Source organism: Burkholderia sp. KJ006 (assembly GCF_000262695.1).
GTDB lineage: Bacteria > Pseudomonadota > Gammaproteobacteria > Burkholderiales > Burkholderiaceae > Burkholderia > Burkholderia vietnamiensis.
On the sequence record NC_017920.1, the window covers coordinates 3,052,754 to 3,073,758 of the forward strand.

General features: G+C 68.2%; 20 protein-coding genes. 15 read left to right on the plus strand and 5 right to left on the minus strand.

The features are described 5' to 3' along the window. Positions 1–22: 22 nt before the first annotated feature. Positions 23–229: a DUF3185 family protein gene (locus tag MYA_RS13780; RefSeq protein ID WP_011886316.1), complete on the plus strand. Its 207-nt coding sequence runs from the start codon at positions 23–25 to the stop codon at positions 227–229. Between the two features lie 153 nt (positions 230–382). Here MYA_RS13780 and MYA_RS13785 read toward each other — a convergent pair whose 3' ends face one another. Further along, complete coding sequence (locus tag MYA_RS13785; RefSeq protein ID WP_011886317.1) at positions 383–1,156, minus strand: phytanoyl-CoA dioxygenase family protein; 774 nt, start codon at positions 1,154–1,156, stop codon at positions 383–385. 352 nt (positions 1,157–1,508) lie between these two features. On the opposite strand from MYA_RS13785, the gene MYA_RS13790 reads away from it, so the two are divergent. Then, positions 1,509–1,850, plus strand: coding sequence for a hypothetical protein (locus MYA_RS13790; protein ID WP_011886318.1), 342 nt, complete (start codon positions 1,509–1,511; stop codon positions 1,848–1,850). Positions 1,851–1,970: 120 nt separating this feature from the next. Here MYA_RS13790 and metK read toward each other — a convergent pair whose 3' ends face one another. After that, a complete protein-coding gene (gene metK / locus MYA_RS13795) occupies positions 1,971–3,158 on the minus strand; it encodes a methionine adenosyltransferase (protein WP_011886319.1) in 1,188 nt (395 codons plus the stop codon). 226 nt (positions 3,159–3,384) lie between these two features. Between metK and lpxL the strand changes: the two genes are divergently transcribed. The 9 genes from lpxL (at position 3,385) to hslU (ending at position 12,677) form a co-directional block, all read left to right on the plus strand. Beyond that, complete coding sequence (gene lpxL / locus MYA_RS13800) at positions 3,385–4,308, plus strand: lauroyl acyltransferase LpxL (protein ID WP_258366898.1); 924 nt, start codon at positions 3,385–3,387, stop codon at positions 4,306–4,308. Positions 4,309–4,525: 217 nt separating this feature from the next. Further along, complete coding sequence (dapF, locus tag MYA_RS13805; RefSeq protein ID WP_011886321.1) at positions 4,526–5,395, plus strand: diaminopimelate epimerase; 870 nt, start codon at positions 4,526–4,528, stop codon at positions 5,393–5,395. Between the two features lie 37 nt (positions 5,396–5,432). After that, positions 5,433–6,167: a DUF484 family protein gene (locus MYA_RS13810; protein WP_011886322.1), complete on the plus strand. Its 735-nt coding sequence runs from the start codon at positions 5,433–5,435 to the stop codon at positions 6,165–6,167. Positions 6,168–6,177: 10 nt separating this feature from the next. Next, complete coding sequence (gene xerC, locus MYA_RS13815) at positions 6,178–7,098, plus strand: tyrosine recombinase XerC (protein WP_011886323.1); 921 nt, start codon at positions 6,178–6,180, stop codon at positions 7,096–7,098. 73 nt (positions 7,099–7,171) lie between these two features. Beyond that, a complete protein-coding gene (locus MYA_RS13820) occupies positions 7,172–8,398 on the plus strand; it encodes a class I SAM-dependent rRNA methyltransferase (protein WP_011886324.1) in 1,227 nt (408 codons plus the stop codon). Between the two features lie 201 nt (positions 8,399–8,599). Continuing rightward, the gene (locus tag MYA_RS13825) at positions 8,600–9,673 is read left to right on the plus strand and encodes a CobW family GTP-binding protein (protein WP_011886325.1); all 1,074 of its coding nucleotides are present in this window, start codon (positions 8,600–8,602) and stop codon (positions 9,671–9,673) included. Between the two features lie 464 nt (positions 9,674–10,137). Further along, the gene (gene dksA, locus MYA_RS13830) at positions 10,138–10,554 is read left to right on the plus strand and encodes an RNA polymerase-binding protein DksA (protein ID WP_006477498.1); all 417 of its coding nucleotides are present in this window, start codon (positions 10,138–10,140) and stop codon (positions 10,552–10,554) included. A gap of 232 nt (positions 10,555–10,786) precedes the next feature. Next, a complete protein-coding gene (gene hslV / locus MYA_RS13835; protein ID WP_011886326.1) occupies positions 10,787–11,323 on the plus strand; it encodes an ATP-dependent protease subunit HslV in 537 nt (178 codons plus the stop codon). A 10-nt stretch (positions 11,324–11,333) separates the two neighbouring features. After that, positions 11,334–12,677 carry an ATP-dependent protease ATPase subunit HslU gene (gene hslU / locus MYA_RS13840; protein WP_011886327.1) on the plus strand — a complete coding sequence of 448 codons (1,344 nt, stop codon included), beginning with the start codon at positions 11,334–11,336 and terminating at the stop codon, positions 12,675–12,677. Positions 12,678–12,804: 127 nt separating this feature from the next. On the opposite strand, the gene MYA_RS13845 is transcribed toward hslU, so the two are convergent. From MYA_RS13845 to MYA_RS13855, 3 genes are all read right to left on the minus strand, one after another. Continuing rightward, positions 12,805–13,347 (minus strand): response regulator transcription factor, encoded by a 543-nt coding sequence (locus MYA_RS13845; protein ID WP_011886328.1) that lies wholly within the window; start codon positions 13,345–13,347, stop codon positions 12,805–12,807. Next, the gene (locus MYA_RS13850) at positions 13,344–14,747 is read right to left on the minus strand and encodes an ATP-binding protein (protein ID WP_011886329.1); all 1,404 of its coding nucleotides are present in this window, start codon (positions 14,745–14,747) and stop codon (positions 13,344–13,346) included. Before MYA_RS13850 ends, MYA_RS13845 begins: the two co-directional genes overlap by 4 nt. A gap of 107 nt (positions 14,748–14,854) precedes the next feature. Further along, a complete protein-coding gene (locus MYA_RS13855; RefSeq protein WP_014723852.1) occupies positions 14,855–15,079 on the minus strand; it encodes a cysteine-rich CWC family protein in 225 nt (74 codons plus the stop codon). Positions 15,080–15,361: 282 nt separating this feature from the next. On the opposite strand from MYA_RS13855, the gene argB reads away from it, so the two are divergent. The 4 genes from argB (at position 15,362) to MYA_RS13875 (ending at position 20,950) form a co-directional block, all read left to right on the plus strand. After that, a complete protein-coding gene (gene argB, locus MYA_RS13860; protein WP_011886331.1) occupies positions 15,362–16,261 on the plus strand; it encodes an acetylglutamate kinase in 900 nt (299 codons plus the stop codon). After that, complete coding sequence (locus MYA_RS13865; RefSeq protein ID WP_011886332.1) at positions 16,258–17,049, plus strand: pyrimidine 5'-nucleotidase; 792 nt, start codon at positions 16,258–16,260, stop codon at positions 17,047–17,049. The genes argB and MYA_RS13865 overlap by 4 nt, the downstream gene beginning before the upstream one ends. Continuing rightward, positions 17,016–17,681, plus strand: coding sequence for a nucleoid occlusion factor SlmA (slmA, locus tag MYA_RS13870; protein WP_041493916.1), 666 nt, complete (start codon positions 17,016–17,018; stop codon positions 17,679–17,681). The genes MYA_RS13865 and slmA overlap by 34 nt, the downstream gene beginning before the upstream one ends. Before the next feature lie 278 nt (positions 17,682–17,959). After that, positions 17,960–20,950 (plus strand): autotransporter family protein, encoded by a 2,991-nt coding sequence (locus MYA_RS13875; RefSeq protein ID WP_014723854.1) that lies wholly within the window; start codon positions 17,960–17,962, stop codon positions 20,948–20,950. Positions 20,951–21,005 lie beyond the last annotated feature (55 nt).

The following is a 21,005-nucleotide window of genomic DNA, read 5'->3' on the forward strand; positions in this document are numbered from 1 at the left end:
TCACCGTTACAGCGAGGTTGGTATGTCCCGGGTCATCTCGGTTGCGCTGCTGGTCGGCGGCGTCGTGCTGCTCTATTTCGGCGGCCAGTCGTTCCATTCGATCAACGACAACGTGTCGCGCTTCTTCACCGGCTCGCCCGCGACGAAGACGATCCTGCTGATCGCCGGCGGCGCCGTCGCGATGCTGATCGGTCTGATCGGCCTCGCGATGCCGGGCAACAAGCGCTGAGCACGCCGGCGCGATTCGCTCGAGCGGGTCGACCAAACGAAACGGGCGGCCAGGCCGCCCGTTCGTCATTGTGCCCGCGCGGCCGAAGCGCCGCGCCGGGGCCGGTAGCCCGACGGCCCGGCACCACGACGGGCGCGCCGGACCGACGCACCGCTAGAACTGCACTTCCGGCTTCGCCGCCGAGCGCGTGCCCGGCAGCGGCCGGTTGCTGATCCCGTGATAGGTGTAAACCAGCGAGAACTTCACGTCGTCGGAGCGGTTCTGGCCGGCCGAATGCAGCGTGTTGCAGTGAAAGAACACGACGTCGCCGGTCTGCAGCGGCGGACAAATCGCCGCGTCGATCATCACGCGGTTGGCGGGCAGGTCGCTGCGGAAGAACTTCGCGTCGTCGAATGCTTCCGGCCCGAATTCGGCCGTGTGCGAACCCGGCACCAGCCACAGCGCGCCGTTCTCGTTCGTTTCCGTGCCGAGCGCGAGCCACACCGACACCATGTCCGCGCGTTCGAACGACCAGTAGCGGAAGTCGCGATGCCAGCCGGTGAGGCTGCCGTACGCCGGATGCTTCGTCATCATGCAGTTGTGATGCGCGCGCGACAGCACCGGCTGCTCGCCGAAGTACTCGCGCATCCATGCGCCGATCTCGGGCGCGATCGCGCGCTGGGCGAACGCCGGGTCGCGCGAGTACGCATCCAGCAACCGCCGCACCGTATGGCCGCCCGGCGCGTGCCGGGAGTCCGGCGCGCCCGGATAGCGCAGATCGGCCTCGAATTCGATCGGCTCGGCCGCTTCCTGCAACTGCCGCTGCGCGATCCGCTTGAGCGTCGCGCACTGCGCTTCGCCGACGAGGCCGCGCGCAACGACGAAGCCGTGTTCGCGCAATTCCGCGACCTGCGCGCGGATCGATTCCGACTGCAATGGTGACGACATGGGATGCCAGACGTTTATTGTGTGAATGTGACGATTGTAAATCGGCGCCGAAGACCGCGAACAGCGCCATTGCCGTGCGCATGGGCATGCCAATCGCTGATTTGATGCGGATCAAGGGAACTGTGTGGCGCGGCGCGAGCCTCAGCGACAGGCTGCACGCGGCAATTCGCTTGCGGCACGAGGGTTTATCGCGACTTTTGCGCGTCACGAAAGCCCGGTAGCCTGTCGCGGCCTGTCAATTCTGGCGGGCGCGGCGCGCAGCGGGTTTGGGTAAGATCCGTTGCGCCATCCGAGGCCGTCGATACCAGTGCGCTCTGCAAGGCGCCACCCATACAAGCGAAGCATCGTTCACATGCCATTCCGTCTGACTTCCCGTTTCAACCGCGCTGCCAAGCGCGTCGTGCCGTCCGCTCCCGCCCGCTCGCTGCGCCATCATCGCGCGCGGGCTCGCGCGCTCGCCGGGCACACGCACGCGCACAGCCGGCTGGACGGCATCCGCGCGTGGTTCCACGCGTTCTTCTCGATGATGAACGCGCAAGCGTTCGCACGCCGCGCCGGGCTGCGCTCGCTGCTGCAAAAGCCGTCGTCGCTGCGCGCGCTCGCGCTGCGCCGCACGCTCGGCCCGCAGCGCCGCGTCAATCGTCCGCGGCGGCTGGCGGCGAGCCACGGCTGGTTCGGCTTCGGCGCACGCTGACGCCGCCGCGCCGGCGCGCCGCGCCGGCCGGCATCGCCACGATGCGGCGTCGGTTCGACTGCGAACGACGCGCATAAAAAAACCCCGGCATGCCGGGGTTTTTCGTTTGCAGCGGAGCGCTTATGCGACGCGTGCGGTCGGCTCGACGCCGGCTGCTTCGGCCAGCGCCAGCGCCTTGTCGGTCGCTTCCCACGAGAATTCCGGCTCTTCGCGGCCGAAGTGGCCGTAAGCGGCCGTCTTCTCGTAGATCGGGCGCAGCAGGTCGAGCATCTTGATGATGCCCTTCGGGCGCAGGTCGAAGTGCTCGCGCACGAGCTTCGTGATCACCGCATCCGACACGCGGCCCGTGCCGAACGTGTTGACCATCACCGAGGTCGGCTCGGCCACGCCGATCGCATACGACACCTGGATCAGCGCGCGCGAAGCGAGGCCCGCGGCGACGATGTTCTTCGCGACATAGCGGCCCGCATAGGCGGCCGAGCGGTCGACCTTCGACGGATCCTTGCCCGAGAACGCGCCGCCGCCGTGCGGTGCGGCACCGCCGTAGGTGTCGACGATGATCTTGCGGCCGGTCAGGCCGCAGTCGCCCTGGGGACCGCCGATCACGAACCGGCCGGTCGGGTTCACGAGGAACTTGATGTCGCCCTTGATCAGGTCGGCCGGCAGCGTCGGCTTGATGATTTCCTCGATCACGGCTTCGCGCAGCGCCGGCAGTTCGATGTCCGGTGCGTGCTGCGTCGACAGCACGACGGTGTCGATCGAATCGGGCTTGCCGTCGACGTAGCGGATCGTGACCTGCGACTTCGCGTCCGGACGCAGCCACGGCAGACGGCCGTCGCGGCGCAGGCTCGCCTGGCGCTCGACCAGACGGTGCGACAGGTAGATCGGCAGCGGCATCAGTTCCGGCGTTTCGTCGCATGCGTAGCCGAACATCAGGCCCTGGTCGCCCGCGCCCTGATCGAGGTTGTCGTCATGCGCGCGGTCGACGCCCTGCGCGATGTCCGGCGACTGCTTGTCGTACGCGACCAGCACCGCGCAACCCTTGTAGTCGATGCCGTAGTCGGTGTTGTCGTAGCCGATGCGCTTGATCGTGTCGCGCGCGATCTGGATGTAATCGATGTTGGCCGTCGTGGTGATTTCACCGGCCAGGACGACGAGACCCGTGTTGCACAGCGTTTCTGCGGCAACGCGGGAATATTTGTCCTGCTCGAGGATGGCGTCGAGAATCGCGTCCGAGATTTGGTCCGCGACTTTGTCCGGATGGCCTTCGGAGACGGATTCGGACGTGAAGAAATAATCGTTTGCCACTTTTTCAGGCTCCTGTGTGGTTACGGTCGGTTTCACGTAGCCAGCTTCGTTGGGCCTGAAGCGGCGACGCTTTAGCGGATTACCAGGACCGGGCAGCGCGCTTCGCGCCAGCCGGCTTCGCCCCGCAAGTTGTCAGTTAACTCGGCGAAGCCCGTATTATAGCGGCTTTCGTGAATTGTCACAGAGCGCCGCCCGTGCCGTATCGTCCGCTGTCCTCCCCCCCTGTCTGCCACGCGCCGGCCAGCCGGCCCAACGGAGATTCCGCATGCTAGGCCGCCTCGGCACGCACCTCGCCATCGGCTTCCTGAAGCTGCTCGCCCTGCTGCCGTACGGTCTGACCGCGCGGTTCGGCGACGGCCTCGGCTGGCTGCTGTACCAGATCCCCAGCCGGCGCAAGCGCATCGTACATATCAATCTGAAACTCTGCTTTCCCGACTGGAGCGACGCGCGGCGCGAGGAAGTGGCCGGCCTGCATTTCCGCCATGCGATCCGCAGCTACGTCGAGCGCAGCGTCCAGTGGTTCGGCTCCGAGCGCAAGCTCGCGAAGCTGATCCAGGTCGACAGCGCGGTCGACCTCACCGATCCCGATCTGCCCCCGACGCTGTTCCTCGGCCTGCATTTCGTCGGCATCGAGGCCGGCTCGATCTGGCTGAACCGGTCGCTGCACCGCCGCTGCGGGTCGCTGTACCAGCCGTTCTCGAACGAAGTGCTCGAAGCGGAAGCAAAGAAGGCGCGCGGGCGTTTCGACGCCGAGATGGTCGGCCGCGCGGACAGCGCGCGCGTCGTGCTGCGCTGGCTGCGCGACCGCAAGCCGGTGATGCTCGGCGCCGACATGGACTACGGGCTGCGCAATTCGACGTTCGTGCCGTTCTTCGGCGTGCCCGCCTGCACGCTGACGGCCGTCGGCCGGCTCGCGAAGACGGGCCGCGCGCAGGTCGTGCCGTTCATCGGCGAAGTGCTGCCGAACTACAAGGGTTACCGGCTGAAGGTGTTCAAGCCGTGGGATCACTACCCGACCGGCGACGACGACCTCGACGCGCGGCGCATGAACGAATTCCTCGAAGAGCAGATCCCGCTGATGCCCGAGCAGTACTACTGGGTCCACAAGCGCTTCAAAACGCGCCCGCCCGGCGAGCCGAGCCTCTACTGAACGCCATCCGCCGGCGCGCCGCCGAACGCACGCCGTCCAACATCCGCTGCGCATGCGTCGCGGGCGCCGCGCGCGGCCGGCCGGCGCGGGACGCCCCTGCCCGCTGCATGTATCATTTACGGCTGAGATCGGCACGACGAACGACGCTGCCCGCGCGGGCGACCGTCGCCACGTCGATCGTGCCGGCCGCCTCGTTCGCCATGGAATTCCGGACCCAGTGAAACTCTCGTTCACCAAGATGCACGGCGCGGGCAACGACTTCGTCGTGCTCGACGGCTATTCGCACACGCTGCCCCCGCTCACCGACGTGCAGGTGCGCGCGCTCGCCGACCGCCACTTCGGCATCGGCGCCGACCAGCTGCTGGTCGTCGAGAAACCGACCGTCGACGGCGCCGATTTCAAATACCGGATCTTCAATTGCGACGGCGGCGAGGTCGAGCACTGCGGCAACGGCGCGCGCTGCTTCGTGAAGTTCGTCACCGATCGCGGCCTGACCGACAAGCGCAGCGTGCGCGTGCAGGTGATGAAGGGCCTGATTACGCTGACGATGCAGGACAACGGCGAAGTGGTCGTCGACATGGGCGCGCCCGTGTTCGAGCCGGCCCAGGTGCCGTTCGACGCCAGCGGCCTCGACGGCCGCACGGACGGCAACGACACGCTGTGGCCGCTCGACGTCGGCGGCGCGACGCGCTGGGTGTCGACGGTCTCGATGGGCAATCCGCATGCGGTGCAGGTCGTCGACGACGCCGAAGCGTATCCGGTGCTCGCCGAAGGCCCGCTGATCGAGCGCCACGCGCGCTTCCCGAAGCGCGTCAACGCCGGCTTCATGCAGATCGTGTCGCGCCACGAGGTGAAGCTGCGCGTCTACGAGCGCGGCGCGGGCGAGACGCTCGCCTGCGGCACCGGCGCGTGCGCGGCGGTCGCGGCCGGCATCCGGCGCGGCCTGCTCGACACGCCGGTCACCGTCCACACGCACGGCGGCACGCTGACGATCAGCTGGGACGGCGCGCACGATGAACGCGCCGCGCTGACGATGGCTGGGCCGGCCACGACCGTGTTCGAAGGCGAGATCGAGCTGAACGTCTGACCCTTCAACGTCCTGAACCACTGAACGCTCCAGCCACATGAACGAACGCGACGTCGCCGACTACCTGCTCGCCAATCCCGAATTCTTCGCGCAACACGCGGAACTGCTCGCGACGATCCGTCTCGCCAACCCGCACGGCAAGGCCGCGATCTCGCTGCAGGAGCGGCAGATGGAAATGCTGCGCGACAAGAACAAGCATCTCGAGCGCCGGCTCGCCGAGCTGGTGCGCTACGGCCACGAGAACGACAGCCTGTCCGCGAAGTTCAGCCGCTGGACCGCCCGCGTGATCGCCGAACGCGACCCGTACGCGCTGCCGCGCACGATCGCCGACGGCATCGCCGACGTGTTCGACGTGCCGCAAACGGCGCTGCGCGTCTGGGACGTCGCCGACACCTACGCGCAAGCCGATTTCGCGCGCCAGGTCGGCGAGGAAGTGCGCCTGTTCACGAACGGGCTGGCGACGCCGTACTGCGGCGCGAACACCGGTTTCGAAGCGGCCCAGTGGCTCGCACCGGCCGTCGCGGCGCCGGCCGCCAACGCCGCGGCCTCGGCCGACACCGCCGAAGCCGCGCCGGCCGGCGACGGTTCGCCCAAGTCGGTCGCGCTGCTCGCGCTGCGTGCGCCGCTCGCCGGCGTCGATGCGCCCGCGTTCGGGCTGCTCGTGCTCGGCTCGCCCGATCCGCGCCGCTTCCACGACGGCATGGCCACCGACTTCCTCGCGCAGATCGCGACGCTCGCGAGCGCCGCGCTCACGCGCCTGCTGCCGCACTGACACCGCGCCCATGCTCGACGATCCGATCGCCGCCTACCTGTCGAACCTGAAACACGTCAGGCAGCTGTCGGAGCACACGCTGCGCGGATACACGCACGAGCTCGACGAACTGAAGAAGCTCGCGGCCGGCCGCCCGCTGGAAACGCTGACGGCCACCGACGTGCGCGGCGCGGTCGCGCGCGCACACGCGGGCGGGCTGTCGGCGCGCTCGATCTCGCACCGGCTTTCCGCATGGCGCGCGTTCTACCGATGGCTCGCGCTGCGCATCGAGATGCCCGCCAACCCGGTGGCCGCGGTGCGCGCGCCGAAGCGCCCGAAGACGCTGCCGAAGGCTCTGTCGGTCGACGACGCATCGGCGCTGATGGACGCGCCGCTGCCCGACACGACCGAAGGCATCCGCGATCACGCGATCCTCGAGCTGTTCTATTCGTCGGGGCTGCGCCTCGCCGAACTGGTCGGGCTCGACGCCATGTACACGCAGGCGGATGGCTACCGCTCGGCCGGCTGGCTCGATCTCGCCGAAGCGGAAGTCACGGTGCGCGGCAAGGGCAACAAGGAGCGCAAGGTGCCGGTCGGCCGCAAGGCGATCGCCGCGCTCAACGCATGGCTCGCGGTGCGCGGCGAATTCGTGAAGCACGATCCGCATCCGCTGTTCCTGTCGGTGCGCGGCAACCGGATGGCGCCGGGCGTCGTGCGCGAGCGCGTGAAGCGCGCGGCGCTCTCCGCCGGCATCCCGGCCAACGTGCATCCGCACGTGCTGCGCCACTCGTTCGCGACGCACGTGCTGCAATCGAGCGGCGACCTGCGCGCGGTGCAGGAGCTGCTGGGCCACGCGAGCGTCGCGGCCACGCAGATCTACACGTCGCTCGACTTCCAGCATCTCGCGAAGATTTACGACAGCGCGCATCCGCGCGCGAAGAAGCGCGACTGACGCGCGTACCGTTCGATGCGCCCCGCGCGCGGCCGCCAACGGCCGCCGCCGCACGACTCATTCAGACTCCATCATGCACACCGTCACCCTCAAACCGTCCAAGGACAAATCGCTGCAGCGCCGGCATCCGTGGATCTACGCGAATGCGATCGACCGCGTCGACGGCCAGCCCGCGCCGGGCGCCACCGTGGTCGTGCGCGCACACGACGGCCGCTTCCTCGCGCGCGGCGCGTACAGCCCGCAGTCGCAGATCCGCGTGCGCGTGTGGAGCTTCGACGAGACCGAGCCGATCGACCACGCGTTCTTCAAGCGCCGCGTGCAGCGCGCGGTCGCGCACCGCAACGCGATGGTGTCGGGCACGGGCGCGGTGCGCCTCGTGTTCGGCGAAGCCGACGGCTTGCCGGGGCTGATCGTCGACTACTACGTCGCCGATACCGCCGAACCGGGCGCCGAACCTGACGCCGCGCCGCGCGGCCAGCTCGTGTGCCAGTTCATGGCCGCGGGCGTCGAAGCGTGGAAGGACGCGATCGTGAAGGCGCTGATCGGCGCGACCGGCTGCCCGAACGTGTACGAGCGCTCCGACGTGTCGATCCGCGACAAGGAAGGGCTCGCGCAGACTACCGGCGTACTCGCGGGCGACGCGCCGCCCGCGACGCTGATCGTCGACGAGAACGGCGTGCGCTATCACGTCGACGTGCCGCACGGCCACAAGACGGGCTTCTACGTCGACCAGCGCGACAACCGCGCGCTCGTCGCGCAATACGCGGCCGGCCGCGACGTGCTCAACTGCTTCTGCTACACCGGCGGCTTCTCGCTGGCGGCGCTCAAGGGTGGCGCGCAACGCGTCGTGTCGATCGATTCGTCGGGCGATGCGCTCGCGCTCGCGCAGCAGAACGTCGCGGCGAACGGCTTCGACGCCGCGCGCGCGAGCTGGCTCGACGCGGACGCATTCAAGACGCTGCGCCGGCTCGTCGACGAAGGCGAGCGGTTCGACCTGATCGTGCTCGATCCGCCGAAGTTCGCGCCGAACCGCGACAGCGTCGAGCGCGCCGCACGCGCGTACAAGGACATCAACCTGAGCGGCTTCAAGCTGCTGCGTCCGGGCGGCCTGCTGTTCACGTATTCGTGCTCGGGCGCGATCGACGCGGAGCTGTTCCAGAAGATCGTCGCGGGCGCTGCGGCCGACGCGAAGGTCGACGCGCGGATCCTGAAGCGCCTCGGCGCGGGCGTCGATCATCCGCTGCTCGCCGCGTTCCCGGAAGGCGAATATCTGAAGGGGCTGCTGTTGCAAATCGTCTGATCGCCCCGATCTATCCGCCCACTCGTCGCCGGCCCGCTCGTCGGGCGCCGGCCGACGCGCGCTGCAACCCGTCGTCCGGACGACGGGCGAAGGCTTGACAGGTATGTTTCAATGGATGGTTGTGCGCCCGGCCCAGCCGGCTCGCGGCGCGACGTACCCATCCTGGTTTTGACCCCGATTCACGAACCACAGGCGATCGACATGGCCACTCCCGTCACCATCCTCACCGGCTTCCTCGGCAGCGGCAAGACGACGCTGCTCAAGCGCATCCTGAACGAACAACACGGCATGAAGATCGCCGTGATCGAGAACGAATTCGGCGAAGAGAACATCGACAACGAGATCCTCGTTCAGGACACCAACGAGCAGATCATCCAGATGAGCAACGGCTGCATCTGCTGCACGATCCGCGGCGACCTCGCGCGCGCGCTCGGCGATCTGGCCGCGAAGAAGCGCGACGGCAAGCTCGACTTCGACCGCATCGTGATCGAGACGACCGGCCTCGCGAACCCGGGCCCGGTCGCGCAGACGTTCTTCATCGACAGCGAGATCGCCGACGACTTCCTGCTCGACGCGATCATCACGCTGGTCGACGCGAAGCATGCGAACGCGCAGCTGGACGAACACGAGGTCGTGCAGCGCCAGGTCGGTTTCGCCGATCGCCTGTTCATCACGAAGTCGGATCTGGTCGACGACGAAACCGTCGCGGCGCTCAAGCACCGCCTGCTGCACATGAACCCGAAGGCGACCGTCAAGGTCGTGAACTTCGGCGAAGCCGACATCAAGGAAATCTTCGACCTGCGCGGCTTCAACCTGAACGCGAAGCTCGAGATCGATCCGGATTTCCTCGCGGAAGACGACCACGCGCACCATCACCACGATCATGACCATGATCACGATCACGCGCATTGCGACCACGATCATGGCGAATGCACGCACGATCACGGCCACGGTCACCACCACCACGCGCACCACGACGACAAGATCAAGTCGTTCGTGTACCGCAACGACCGCCCGTTCGATCCGAACAAGCTCGAGGATTTCCTCGGCGGCATCCTGCAGATCTACGGCGAGCGGATGCTGCGCTACAAGGGCGTGCTGTACATGAAGGGCGTCGATCGCAAGGTCGTGTTCCAGGGCGTGCACCAGATGATGGGCAGCGACCTGGCGGCGAAGTGGCTGCCGGCCGAGAAGAAGACCAACAAGATGGTGTTCATCGGCGTCGACTTGCCGCAGGACCTGATCACCGACGGCCTCGACGCCTGTCTCGCGTGAACTCGCAGGCCGCCCGGCGGGCGGCCGTGACGCTGGCGGCGCGCCTTTGCCGGGCAGGGTTTCGCCGTCATCGCTTTTTCGCGATTTGCGCGTTATATTTTCTAGATATTGGCGCGGCCGACGGGGATCGACCCGATACGGCGGCCGCTTGCGATTCAGTTACAATACGTGCCCGCTGGAGTACGGCAATAACAGGCCCGGTTCTTGCAGAACCATTACCCGGGCATCGCAACCGCGCCGGATCGCCCATCCGCCACCGGCTGCGGCCGATGCGATCTGCCGCGCAGCACACCGGTTCGCCGCGCGCAGATCCGCGCCAGGCCCGTCCTGGTATTTGAGAACCGGTTTTCCAGAGGCTTTCGGCCCCGCGGCGGCTAATCGCAAATGATTGCTAGCGCAGTTGCGGGTAATCCCAAAGTGCAGGCAATATCTCCGGATTTGCCGCACATTGAAGAAGCAAGCAGATGACGAAGAAACTCTTGACCGAAGCCGAAATCCTGAAGATGAGCGACAAGGATTACATGAATGAGGATCAGCTCGCCTTCTTCAAAAATCGGCTCGAACAGTTGCAGGCGGACATCCTCAAGAACGCTGGCCAGACGACCGAGAACCTGCGCGAGACGGTGATCGTGCCCGATCCCGCCGATCGCGCGACGATCGAGGAAGAGCACGCGCTCGAGCTGCGCACGCGCGATCGCGAACGCAAGCTCCTCAAGAAGGTTCAGCAGTCGCTCGCCCGCATCGATTCCGGCGATTACGGCTGGTGCGAGGAAACCGGCGAACCGATCGGCATCCCGCGCCTGCTCGCGCGCCCGACCGCGACGCTGTCGCTCGAGGCGCAAGAGCGCCGCGAGCTGCGCCAGAAGCTGTTCGGCGACTGATCGGCGGCGTTCCGCCCCCACACGCTGCTTCCCGGAAGCGCGCGGCCTGCCGCGCGCTTTTTGTTTTCCGGCACCGGTTCCCGGCTGCCGGCGATTCGCGCCCCTCTTGATATCCCGGCGCCCGCCCTAAAATGAATCGGACGCGCGCCGGGCCGCTCCCGGCGCACTGCGATTCATGCGGCGGCGCGTCCCGCGCCGCCCGACTCTTCCCCGTTTTTCTCAAGGAACGCAGATGGAGCAATTTCACGGCACGACCATCGTTTCGGTCCGGCGCGGCGACAAGGTCGCGCTCGGCGGCGACGGCCAGGTAACCCTCGGCAACATCGTCATGAAGGGTGGCGCGCGGAAAGTGCGGCGGATCTACAACAACCAGGTTCTGGTCGGATTCGCAGGCGGCACCGCCGATGCGTTCTCGCTGCTCGATCGCTTCGAGGCGAAGCTCGAGAAGCACCAGGGCAACCTGACCCGCGCGGCCGTCGAGCTCGCGAAGGACTGGCGCACCGACCGGATGCTGCGCCGTCTCGAGGCGATGCTGATCACGGCCGATGCGACCACCACGCTCGTCATCACCGGCAACGGCGACGTGCTCGACCCGGAAGGCGGCATCTGCGCGATCGGCTCGGGCGGCGCCTACGCGCAGGCCGCGGCCCGCGCGCTGGCCGAGAATACCGACATGTCGCCGCGCGAGATCGTCGAGAAGTCGCTCGAGATCGCCGGCGACATGTGCATCTACACGAACCACAACCGCATCATCGAAACGATCGAGTAAGGACCGCCCCATGAGCACCATGACCCCTGCCGAGATCGTCTCGGAACTCGACAAGCACATCATCGGCCAGTCGAAGGCGAAGAAGGCCGTCGCGGTCGCGCTGCGCAACCGCTGGCGGCGTCAGCAGGTCACCGAGCCGCTGCGCCAGGAAATCACGCCGAAGAACATCCTGATGATCGGGCCGACGGGCGTCGGCAAGACCGAAATCGCGCGCCGCCTCGCGAAGCTCGCCGATGCGCCGTTCATCAAGATCGAAGCGACCAAGTTCACCGAAGTCGGCTACGTCGGCCGCGACGTCGACAGCATCGTGCGCGACCTGATCGAGATCTCGGTCAAGCAGACGCGCGAGTCCGAGATGCGCAAGGTGCGCAGCAAGGCGACCGACCAGGCGGAAGACCGCATCCTCGACATCCTGCTGCCGCAACCGCGCGCGGTGGGCTTCGGCGGCAACGCCGACCACGCGAACGACGACAACAACGCGACGCGCCAGACGTTCCGCAAGCGTCTGCGCGAAGGCCAGCTCGACGACAAGGAAATCGAGCTCGACCTGGAGCAGCCGTCGGCCGGCATGGACATCATGGCGCCGCCGGGCATGGAAGAGATGACCGAGCAGATCCGCTCGATGTTCTCGAACCTCGGCAGCGGCAAGAAGCAGCGCCGCAAGGTGAAGATCCAGGAAGCGCTGAAGCTGCTGACCGACGAGGAAGCGGCGAAGATGCTCAACGACGAGGAAGTGAAGACAAAGGCCGTGCAGAACGTCGAGCAGAACGGCATCGTGTTCCTCGACGAGATCGACAAGATCACGTCGCGCAACAACGAAGGCAGCGGCGGCGAAGTGTCGCGCCAGGGCGTGCAGCGCGACCTGCTGCCGCTCGTCGAAGGCACGACCGTCAACACGAAGTACGGGATGGTGAAGACCGATCACATCCTGTTCATCGCGAGCGGCGCGTTCCACCTCGCGAAGCCGAGCGACCTGATTCCGGAGCTGCAGGGCCGCTTCCCGATCCGCGTCGAGCTCGATTCGCTGTCGGTCGAGGATTTCGAATCGATCCTCGTCGCGACCGACGCGAGCCTAGTCAAGCAATACCAGGCGCTGCTCGCCACCGAGGACGTGCAGCTCGACTTCGCCGCGGACGGCATTCGCCGCCTCGCCGAGATCGCGTACGCGGTCAACGAGAAGACCGAGAACATCGGCGCGCGCCGGCTGTACACGGTGATCGAGAAGCTGCTCGAGGAAGTGTCGTTCTCGGCCGGCAACCACGCCGGCGAGCGCGTGACGATCGACGCGCAGTATGTCGACCGCGCGCTCGGCGAAGTGTCGCAGGACGAGGACCTGTCGCGCTACGTGCTGTAACGCGCGGGGCGGCAGCGACTTGAAAACGGGCGGCCCGATGGGCCGCCCGTTTTCGTTTGGGGCCGGGGGGCCGGTGCCTAGCGGCAGGTGCTTGGCGGCCGATGCCTCGCGACCTGTGCCCCGCGGCTTACTGCCGCACCGGCTTCTTCGCGAGCTTGCGCTGCAGCGTGCGGCGATGCATGTTCAGCGCGCGCGCGGTGGCCGAGATGTTGTTGTTGTTCTCCGCGAGCACGCGCTGGATGTGCTCCCATTCGAGCCGGTCGACCGACAGCACGACCGGATTCTCCAGCGCCTCGTCGGCCTGCACTTCGCTCGCGTTGGTCTGCAGCGCGGCGAGGATCGACTCGACGTTCGCGGGTTTCGCCAGATAGTTGTCGGCGCCCTCCTTCACTGCCTGCACGGCGGTCGCGATGCTCGCGTAGCCGGTCAGCACGAGGATTCGCGCATCGGGTTGCAGGTCGCACAGCGGCGCGATCAGGCTCAGGCCCGAGTCCTCGCCCAGATGCAGATCGACGGTGATGAACTGGAACTTGCCGCCGGCCGCGAGCCGCAGCGCCGTGTCCTTGTCGTGCGCCTGCTGGACCGCATAGCCGCGTCGTTCGAGGCCGCGCGCGAGCGTGCCCGCGAACACCTCGTTGTCGTCGATCACCAGGAAATTGTTCTCGCTCATGTCGTTTCTCCGTCTACGTGTTGGTTTGAGGCGGCCGGCGCCGTGATGCGCGCGACCGGCAGCCGCAGCACGGCACGCGTGCCGCGGCCGGCCGCCGCCATGCGTTCGAGCGCACGCTCGTCGGGGCGCTGGCCCGCCGCGGCAGCGGCCTGCGGATGGGCGCCGCCCGCGCGACCGTTGCCCGCGGCGCGTGGCGTGACGTCGGACAGCTCGATGTCGCCGCCCAGACGCGCCGCCGCGCTGAACGCGAGATACAGGCCGACGCCGTGGCCGCCTTGCGTGCTGTCGACCGGCATCGAGCCGAGCGATTCCCGCAACGCTGCAGGAATGCCGGGGCCATCGTCGCATACTTCGAATTCGATCTGGTCGGCCACGCGGTCGTGATGCGTGAGCTTCGCGGCCAGCGTCACGCGCTGCGGGCTCGCCCGCGCCGCGTTGTCGAGCAGGATCGTCAGGATCTGGCCGGCCGCGACCGTGTCGTCGAGCGCGACGCCCGACGGGCGCGCGCCGAGCAGCTCGAACTGCACGTGCGGATGCCGCAGGCGCCAGTGCTCGACGAACGTGTCGAGCCAGTCGTCGACCGGCTGACGGCTCGCCGGCGCGCTCGCCCGACTGCGCAGCCGCGCGAGCGCCGACGTGCAGAGCGTCATCTGTTCTTCCAGCACCTTCAGGTCGGCCTCGTAGCGCGCGAGCCCCGGGTCGGCACGCGCCGCGTCGCGCAGCTCCTCGGTCAGCATCGCGATGGTCGACAGCGGCGTGCCCATCTCGTGCGCGACGGTGGCGGCCTGCACGCCGAGCGCGACCGCGCGCTCGTCGCGCAGCAGGTGCGTCTGCGCTTCGCCGAGCGCCGCGTCGCGCTGGCGCAGCGCGTTCGACATCCGGGCGACGAACCACGCGATCAGCCCGACGCTCACCATGAAGTTCACCCACATCCCGGTGCGGTAGTAGTCGAACAGGTTCGCCGGGTTGTCCATGTTCAGCGGCACCGAGTCGAAGCCGAGCGCCGCGTAGCACGCGACCGCGAACGCCGCGAGCCAGACCATCAGCGTCCACGGCAGCACGGCCGCCGCGATCGCCAGCGATGGCAGATACAGCGACACGAACGGATTGGTCGTGCCGCCCGACAGGAACAGCAGCGCCGACAGCGCGCCGAGATCGACCCATAGCTGGCCGAGCAGCTCGAAATTGGTCTCGGGCCGCGCGCGCAGCACGCGCAGCCACGTCAGCGCATTGAAGACGATCTCGAGCGCGATGACCATCAGCATCGCAGGCAACGGCAGATGCACGCCGAAATAGGTCTGAACGACGCCGATCGTCACGAGCTGGCCGATGATCGCCAGATTGCGCAGCCAGAACAGGTGACTGAGGTTGACGCGCCCGGTGGTGGTGATTCTTTGCATCCGAGCAGTTTACCCGTTTAGCGGGCGGCGGCTCCACCAGGGGCCGGATCGGCGCCGGCGCCCGCGCTGCCCGCGCTGCCCGACGGGCCGCGACCGCGCTCCCCCGCTCATCCGGCCGCACCGGCGACGCGCTGCGCGATCTCGTCGGCGAGGCACTCGGGGCAGCGGCACTGCGCACCGGCCGCCGGCGGCGCGGCGCCCGGCACGGCCGGCATCGCCGTGCACCAGCACTCGAACGGCTGCGTGCCGGCGCCGCAGTCGAAGCTGCGCCCGCACTGCGGGCAGCGCGCGCGGTGCGGGGTCGAACGGGCGTCGGCGGCAGTATCGGTCATCGGCGGAGCGCAGAAGCGGGCACGAACGTCGCCCTACCGGACAAGCATAGCGCGGCGCCCGGATTTTGCACGTCGGCCATCCGGCCAACGGGCGCGGCGCATCGTGCCGGATGCGTCGCGCGACACCGCGCGCGGATCGCCCCGGCCATGCGCGGCGCCATGGCCGGCGGGCCGCCCGGCGCGTTTCATCGGCCGTCCGGCCGGCCCAAAAACCCGATGCTGCGCTGCGCCACTCCTGTACAATTCGGCCTGTTTCAACCGTTCCCAGCCAGAGCTGCCGCCATGTCCGAGCCCATCGACCTCTCGCAGATCGCCCCCACGCTGAAGGCAGAAATCCTTGCCGAAGCGCTGCCGTACATCCGCCGCTACCACGGCAAGACCGTGGTGATCAAATACGGCGGCAACGCGATGACGGAAGAGCGGCTCAAGCAAGGCTTCGCGCGCGACGTGATCCTGCTGAAACTGGTCGGCATCAATCCGGTGATCGTCCACGGCGGCGGCCCGCAGATCGATCATGCGCTGAAGAAGATCGGCAAGGCCGGCACCTTCATCCAGGGCATGCGCGTGACCGACGAAGAGACGATGGAAGTCGTCGAATGGGTGCTGGGCGGCGAAGTGCAGCAGGACATCGTGATGCTGATCAACCACTTCGGCGGCCATGCGGTGGGCCTGACGGGCAAGGACGGCGGCCTGATCCACGCGCGCAAGCTGCTGATGCCGGACCGCGACAATCCGGGCCAGTACATCGACATCGGCCAGGTCGGCGAAGTCGAGGCGATCAACCCGGCGGTCGTGAAGGCGCTGCAGGACGACGCGTTCATTCCGGTGATCTCGCCGATCGGCTTCGGCGAAGACGGCCTGTCGTACAACATCAACGCCGACCTCGTCGCCGGCAAGCTGGCCACGGTGCTGAACGCCGAGAAGCTGCTGATGATGACCAACATTCCCGGCGTGATGGACAAGGACGGCAACCTGCTGACCGACCTGTCGGCGCGCGAGATCGACGCGCTGTTCGAAGACGGCACGATCTCGGGCGGCATGCTGCCGAAGATTTCGTCGGCGCTCGACGCGGCGAAGAGCGGCGTGAAGTCGGTGCACATCGTCGACGGCCGCATCGAGCACTCGGTGCTGCTCGAAATCCTGACCGACCAGCCGTTCGGCACGATGATCCGCTCGCATTGAGCGCGCGCCGCCCGCCCCCCGCTGTCGAACTGCCGGCGTCGCTGCGACGCCGGCGCGTCTCCCGTAGCCGGCCGCAAGCCGGCGCGCCCGTCTGGCTGTTCGACCTCGACAACACGCTGCACCACGCATCGCATGCGATCTTCCCGGAGATCAACCGCGCGATGACGCAGTACATCATCGACACGCTGAACGTCGAGCGCGCCGAGGCCGACCGCCTGCGCACCGGCTACACGCAGCGCTACGGCGCCGCGCTGCTCGGCCTCACGCGCCATCATCCGATCGACCCGCACGACTTCCTGAAGGTCGTCCACACGTTTGCCGATCTGCCGGCGATGCTGCGCGCCGAGCGCGGCCTCGCACGCCTCGTCGCCGCGCTGCCGGGCCGCAAGTTCGTGCTGACCAACGCGCCGGAAAACTACGCGCGCGCGGTGCTGCGCGCGCTGCGCATCGAGCGGCTGTTCGAGCGCGTGATCGCGATCGAGCACATGCGCGACCGCCGCGCGTGGCGCGCGAAGCCCGACCACACGATGCTGCGCCGGACCATGCGGGCCGCGCATGCGCGGCTGGCCGACGCGATCCTCGTCGAAGACACGCGCAGCCATCTGAAGCGCTACAAGCGCCTCGGCGTCGGTACCGTATGGATCACCGGCCACCTGCCCGGCCATCTGCCGAGCACCGGCCGTCCGCATTATGTCGACCAGCGCATTCGTTCGTTAAAATCGCTGCGACTGGGCACACGATCGGGGCGACAGAAATGCAGCCGACTTATCCGCAGGACCCTGCCGTAACGGAACACCAGGCCACGCCGTCCCGCCCGCGCCCGAAGCCGGGCGAGCGGCGCGTGATGATCCTGCAGACGCTCGCCGCGATGCTCGAGGCGCCGAAGCCGGAGAAAATCACGACGGCCGCGCTGGCCGCCCGCCTCGACGTGTCGGAAGCCGCGCTGTACCGGCATTTCTCCAGCAAGGCGAAGATGTACGAAGGACTGATCGAGTTCATCGAGACGACCTTCTTCGGCCTCGTCAATCAGATCTCCGCTAAAGAGCCCGACGGCGTGCTGCAGGCGCGCGCGATCGCGATGATGCTGCTCAATTTCGCGGTGAAGAACCCCGGAATGACGCGCGTGCTGACCGGCGAAGCGCTGGTCGGCGAAGACGGGCGGCTGGCCGAGCGCGTCGAGCAGATGCTCGAAAGAGTCGAAGCGTCGCTCAGGCAATCGCTGCGGCTGGCACGCGCCGACGCGGGCGCGGACGGTGGATCGACCACGACGACGCCGCTGCCGGGCGATTACGACCCGACGATGCGCGCGAGCCTGATCGTCAGCTACGTGCTCGGCCGCTGGCATCGCTACGCGAAAAGCGGCTTCGGCAAATCGCCGACCGAATATGCGGATGCGCAACTGCGGCTGATTCTGCAGTAGGCGATGCCGGCGCGCGCCGGCGATAGACGGATCGATGCGCCGGGCGCATCCGCTCGAACCTGCGCGATGCGGAGCCGCTCACCGGCATCGTCGCCGGCCATCGACGGCTATCGACGGTTCGACGCACGCAGCACGCGTCGAGCGCCCCGGTCGCTCCATCCACCGAATGGCCAACCTCGCCCCTTTTGCCCGTCAGCGCGGCAAAATTCGAACTCGTCCAATTTCCAATCTCTCCCATACTAACTACTTTTAGCCCGTTACCAAACAGAGGTGAACGGGTGAACCATCGCAGCTTTCCACTTTCTCGAACCCGCACCGGCCGCCGTCTCGCCCATTCGGCGCTGATCGCCGGTGCCGTGATGCCGTGGGCGTCCAGTGCGCAAATCGCCGGCGGCCCGCAGCAGGCCAACGGCGTCGCGCTCGAGGTCGCGCCGGGCGACTATTCGACGACCCAGGTCGGCCGCGCGGTGCTGTCCGCGATCAACGGCGGACATCTGACGACGACGGCCAAAACCCGCGCGTTTTCGACGGGCCCCGTCGCCGCCGGCGCCGCCGCATCGGGAGCGGGCTCGCGCGTGGAACTGCGCGATACGGAAATCCGCACGCGCGGCGGCAACAGCGTCGGCATCGACGTGCGCGGCGGCGCGAGCGCGTCGGCGGAACGCGTGTCGATCGATACCGACGGCGACTACGCGCACGGTGCATACCTCTACGGCGCGAACGGCGAGTTCCGCATCGCGGACAGCGCAATCGTCACGCGCGGCAAGGAAAGCGCCGGCATCAACGTGATCGGGACGCCGGGCGGCACGATCGACGTCGCCGCTACGTCGATCCGGACCAGCGGCCTGTACGCCTCCGGCCTGTCGATCAGCTACGACGGCGCACACGCGACGCTCGATCGCACCGAGATCCGGACGGACGGCAACTACGCGCCGGTGCTGTTCCTGCCGAGCACGTCCACGGTCGCGTTCAGCGACTCGTATCTGCACGCCAGCGGCGTAGGCTCGCTCGGCGTCGATATGCGCGCGGGCGACGTCGCACTCGCACGCACGCGCGTGATCACGGAAGGCACCAGCGCGCACGGGCTGTACGCATCGAAGGAATACGCCGACACGCCCGTCATCGACGCGACCGATACGCGCGTGACGACCACCGGCGAGCGCGCGGCCGGCGCGATTGCGCGGCGCGGCGGCAAGATCGCGATGACGCGCGGCGGCATCGACACGCGCGGCGCAGGCTCGCCCGGTGCGATGTCGTCCGACAGCGGCTCCGTCGTCACCGCCACCGACATGAGCGTCGATACGTACGGCGACGGCGCCGTCGCGCTCCACGCCAGCACCGGCGGCCGAATCGACCTGTTGCGCAGCGACGCACGCACGCGCGGCGACGGCGCTTATGCGGCCAGCGTCTACGGCGGCGCGCTGAACGTCGATGGCGGCTCGCTCGTCAGCGACCGATACGGCGCGCTCGACGCGGCCGGCGGCAGCATCGCGCTGCGCAACGGCGCGCGCGCGACCGGCGGCGACGGCACGCTGCTGGCCGTCCATGCGCAATACGATGCGCCCGTGCGGCTGACGCTCGACACCGGCTCGCATGCGTACGGCGACATCGTGAACCATCCGGCCGACGACGGCAGCCCGACGCCGGCATTGACGGACGTCGCGCTGTCGAACGCGTCCACGTGGACCGGCGCGACCGATGCGGTGCGCACGCTGTCGCTCGACTCGGACAGCCGCTGGACCGTCACCGCGGATTCGTCGGTCGGCTCCGTCGCGCTGAACGACTCGACGATCGCGTTCGCAGAGCCGACCGCCCGCGCATTGGCGACACCGCGTACGCTCGTCGTGACGGGCGACTACGCGGCGCACAACGGCAAGCTGGTGATCCATACGACGCTGCAGGACGACGCATCTCCGACCGACCGCCTCGTGATCGACGGCGGCCATGCAGCGGGCGACACCGGCATCGTCGTCAAGCGCGCGGGCGGCACCGGTGCGCAAACGACCGTCGGCATCCCGATCGTCGAAACGCGCAACGGCGGCACCACCGACGTGTCGGCATTCACGCTCGATGCAGGATCGGACGGCTACCGCGCAGGCTTCGGCACGTTGTCCGCTGGCGGCTACGACTACATGCTCGAGCGCGGCGGCCGCGGTGGCCGGACCGACGACTGGTATCTCGTATCCGCGGCGCAGCCCCAAGCGCAGCCGGAACCCGAGCCGCAGCAACCGCCGCCACCATCGCAACCGCCGGCCCCGGTGCCCCCCGCCGCGCCGATCGAACCCGAAGCCGTACCACCTGCGCACTCGACCGCTCCGGAGCCCGACGCCTATCTCGCGAATGCGGATGCGGCGTCGTGGATGGCGGTCCACACGCTGCATCAGCGCGACGATCGCTCGCTGCGCACCGCAGCCGCCGGCCCGCTCGACGGCGCAGTGTGGCTGCGCGCCGAAGGCCAGATGACCTCGATGTCGGGCGGCGGCCGCAGCGTGTCGGGCAACGGCCGCCTGCTGCACGCGGGCGCCGACCTGCTGCGCTTCGACGACGGTCGCGGCGGCAGCGTCCGCATCGGCGCGATGGGCATGTACGGCAGCGAGACGAACTGGTCGACGCGCCCGCTGTGGAACGCCCTCGAGCGCCGGACGATGGACGCGACCGCGCGCGGCAGCGTGTCCGGCTACAACGTCGGCGTGTACGGCACGTGGTACGGCAGCCGCGACATCCTGTCCGGCCCGTACGCCGATGCGTGGTTCATGTACGGCGCCTATGCGAACAGCGTCGGCGGCAGCCTCGCCGCCGATTCGTACCGGTCGCGCACCGTCACGGGCTCGCTCGAAGCCGGCTATTCGCTGCCGTTCTACGAGCGCGGCGACTCGCGCTTCTTCGTCGAGCCCGAGGTGCAGCTCGTCGTCTCGGACTACGGCGCGGACGCACATGCGACGCCCGGCGGCCGCATCGACGGCCAACGCTCGACCGACCTGCTGACCCGCGTCGGCGTGCGCGTGCACGGCGTCACCGCGATCGCCGCGGGACGCGAGCTGCGGCCGTTCTTCGAGGCGAACTGGTGGCACGGCCCCGGCTCGCGTGCGTTGACGCTCGACGGCAATGCGTTCTCATTCAACGTCCCGCGCGATCGGGCGGCGATCCGGATCGGCGCGACCGGCCAGTTGAGCCGGCGCTTCTCGGTCTCGGCGAGTGTCGGCGTCGAAGGCAATCTGTCCGACTACGCGCTGGTTCGCGGGCAACTGTCGGCGAAGTATCGCTGGTGAGCCGAGCAGGCCGTCGCCGGCCCACGCAATCCGTGGGCCGGCGAATTCCGCTATA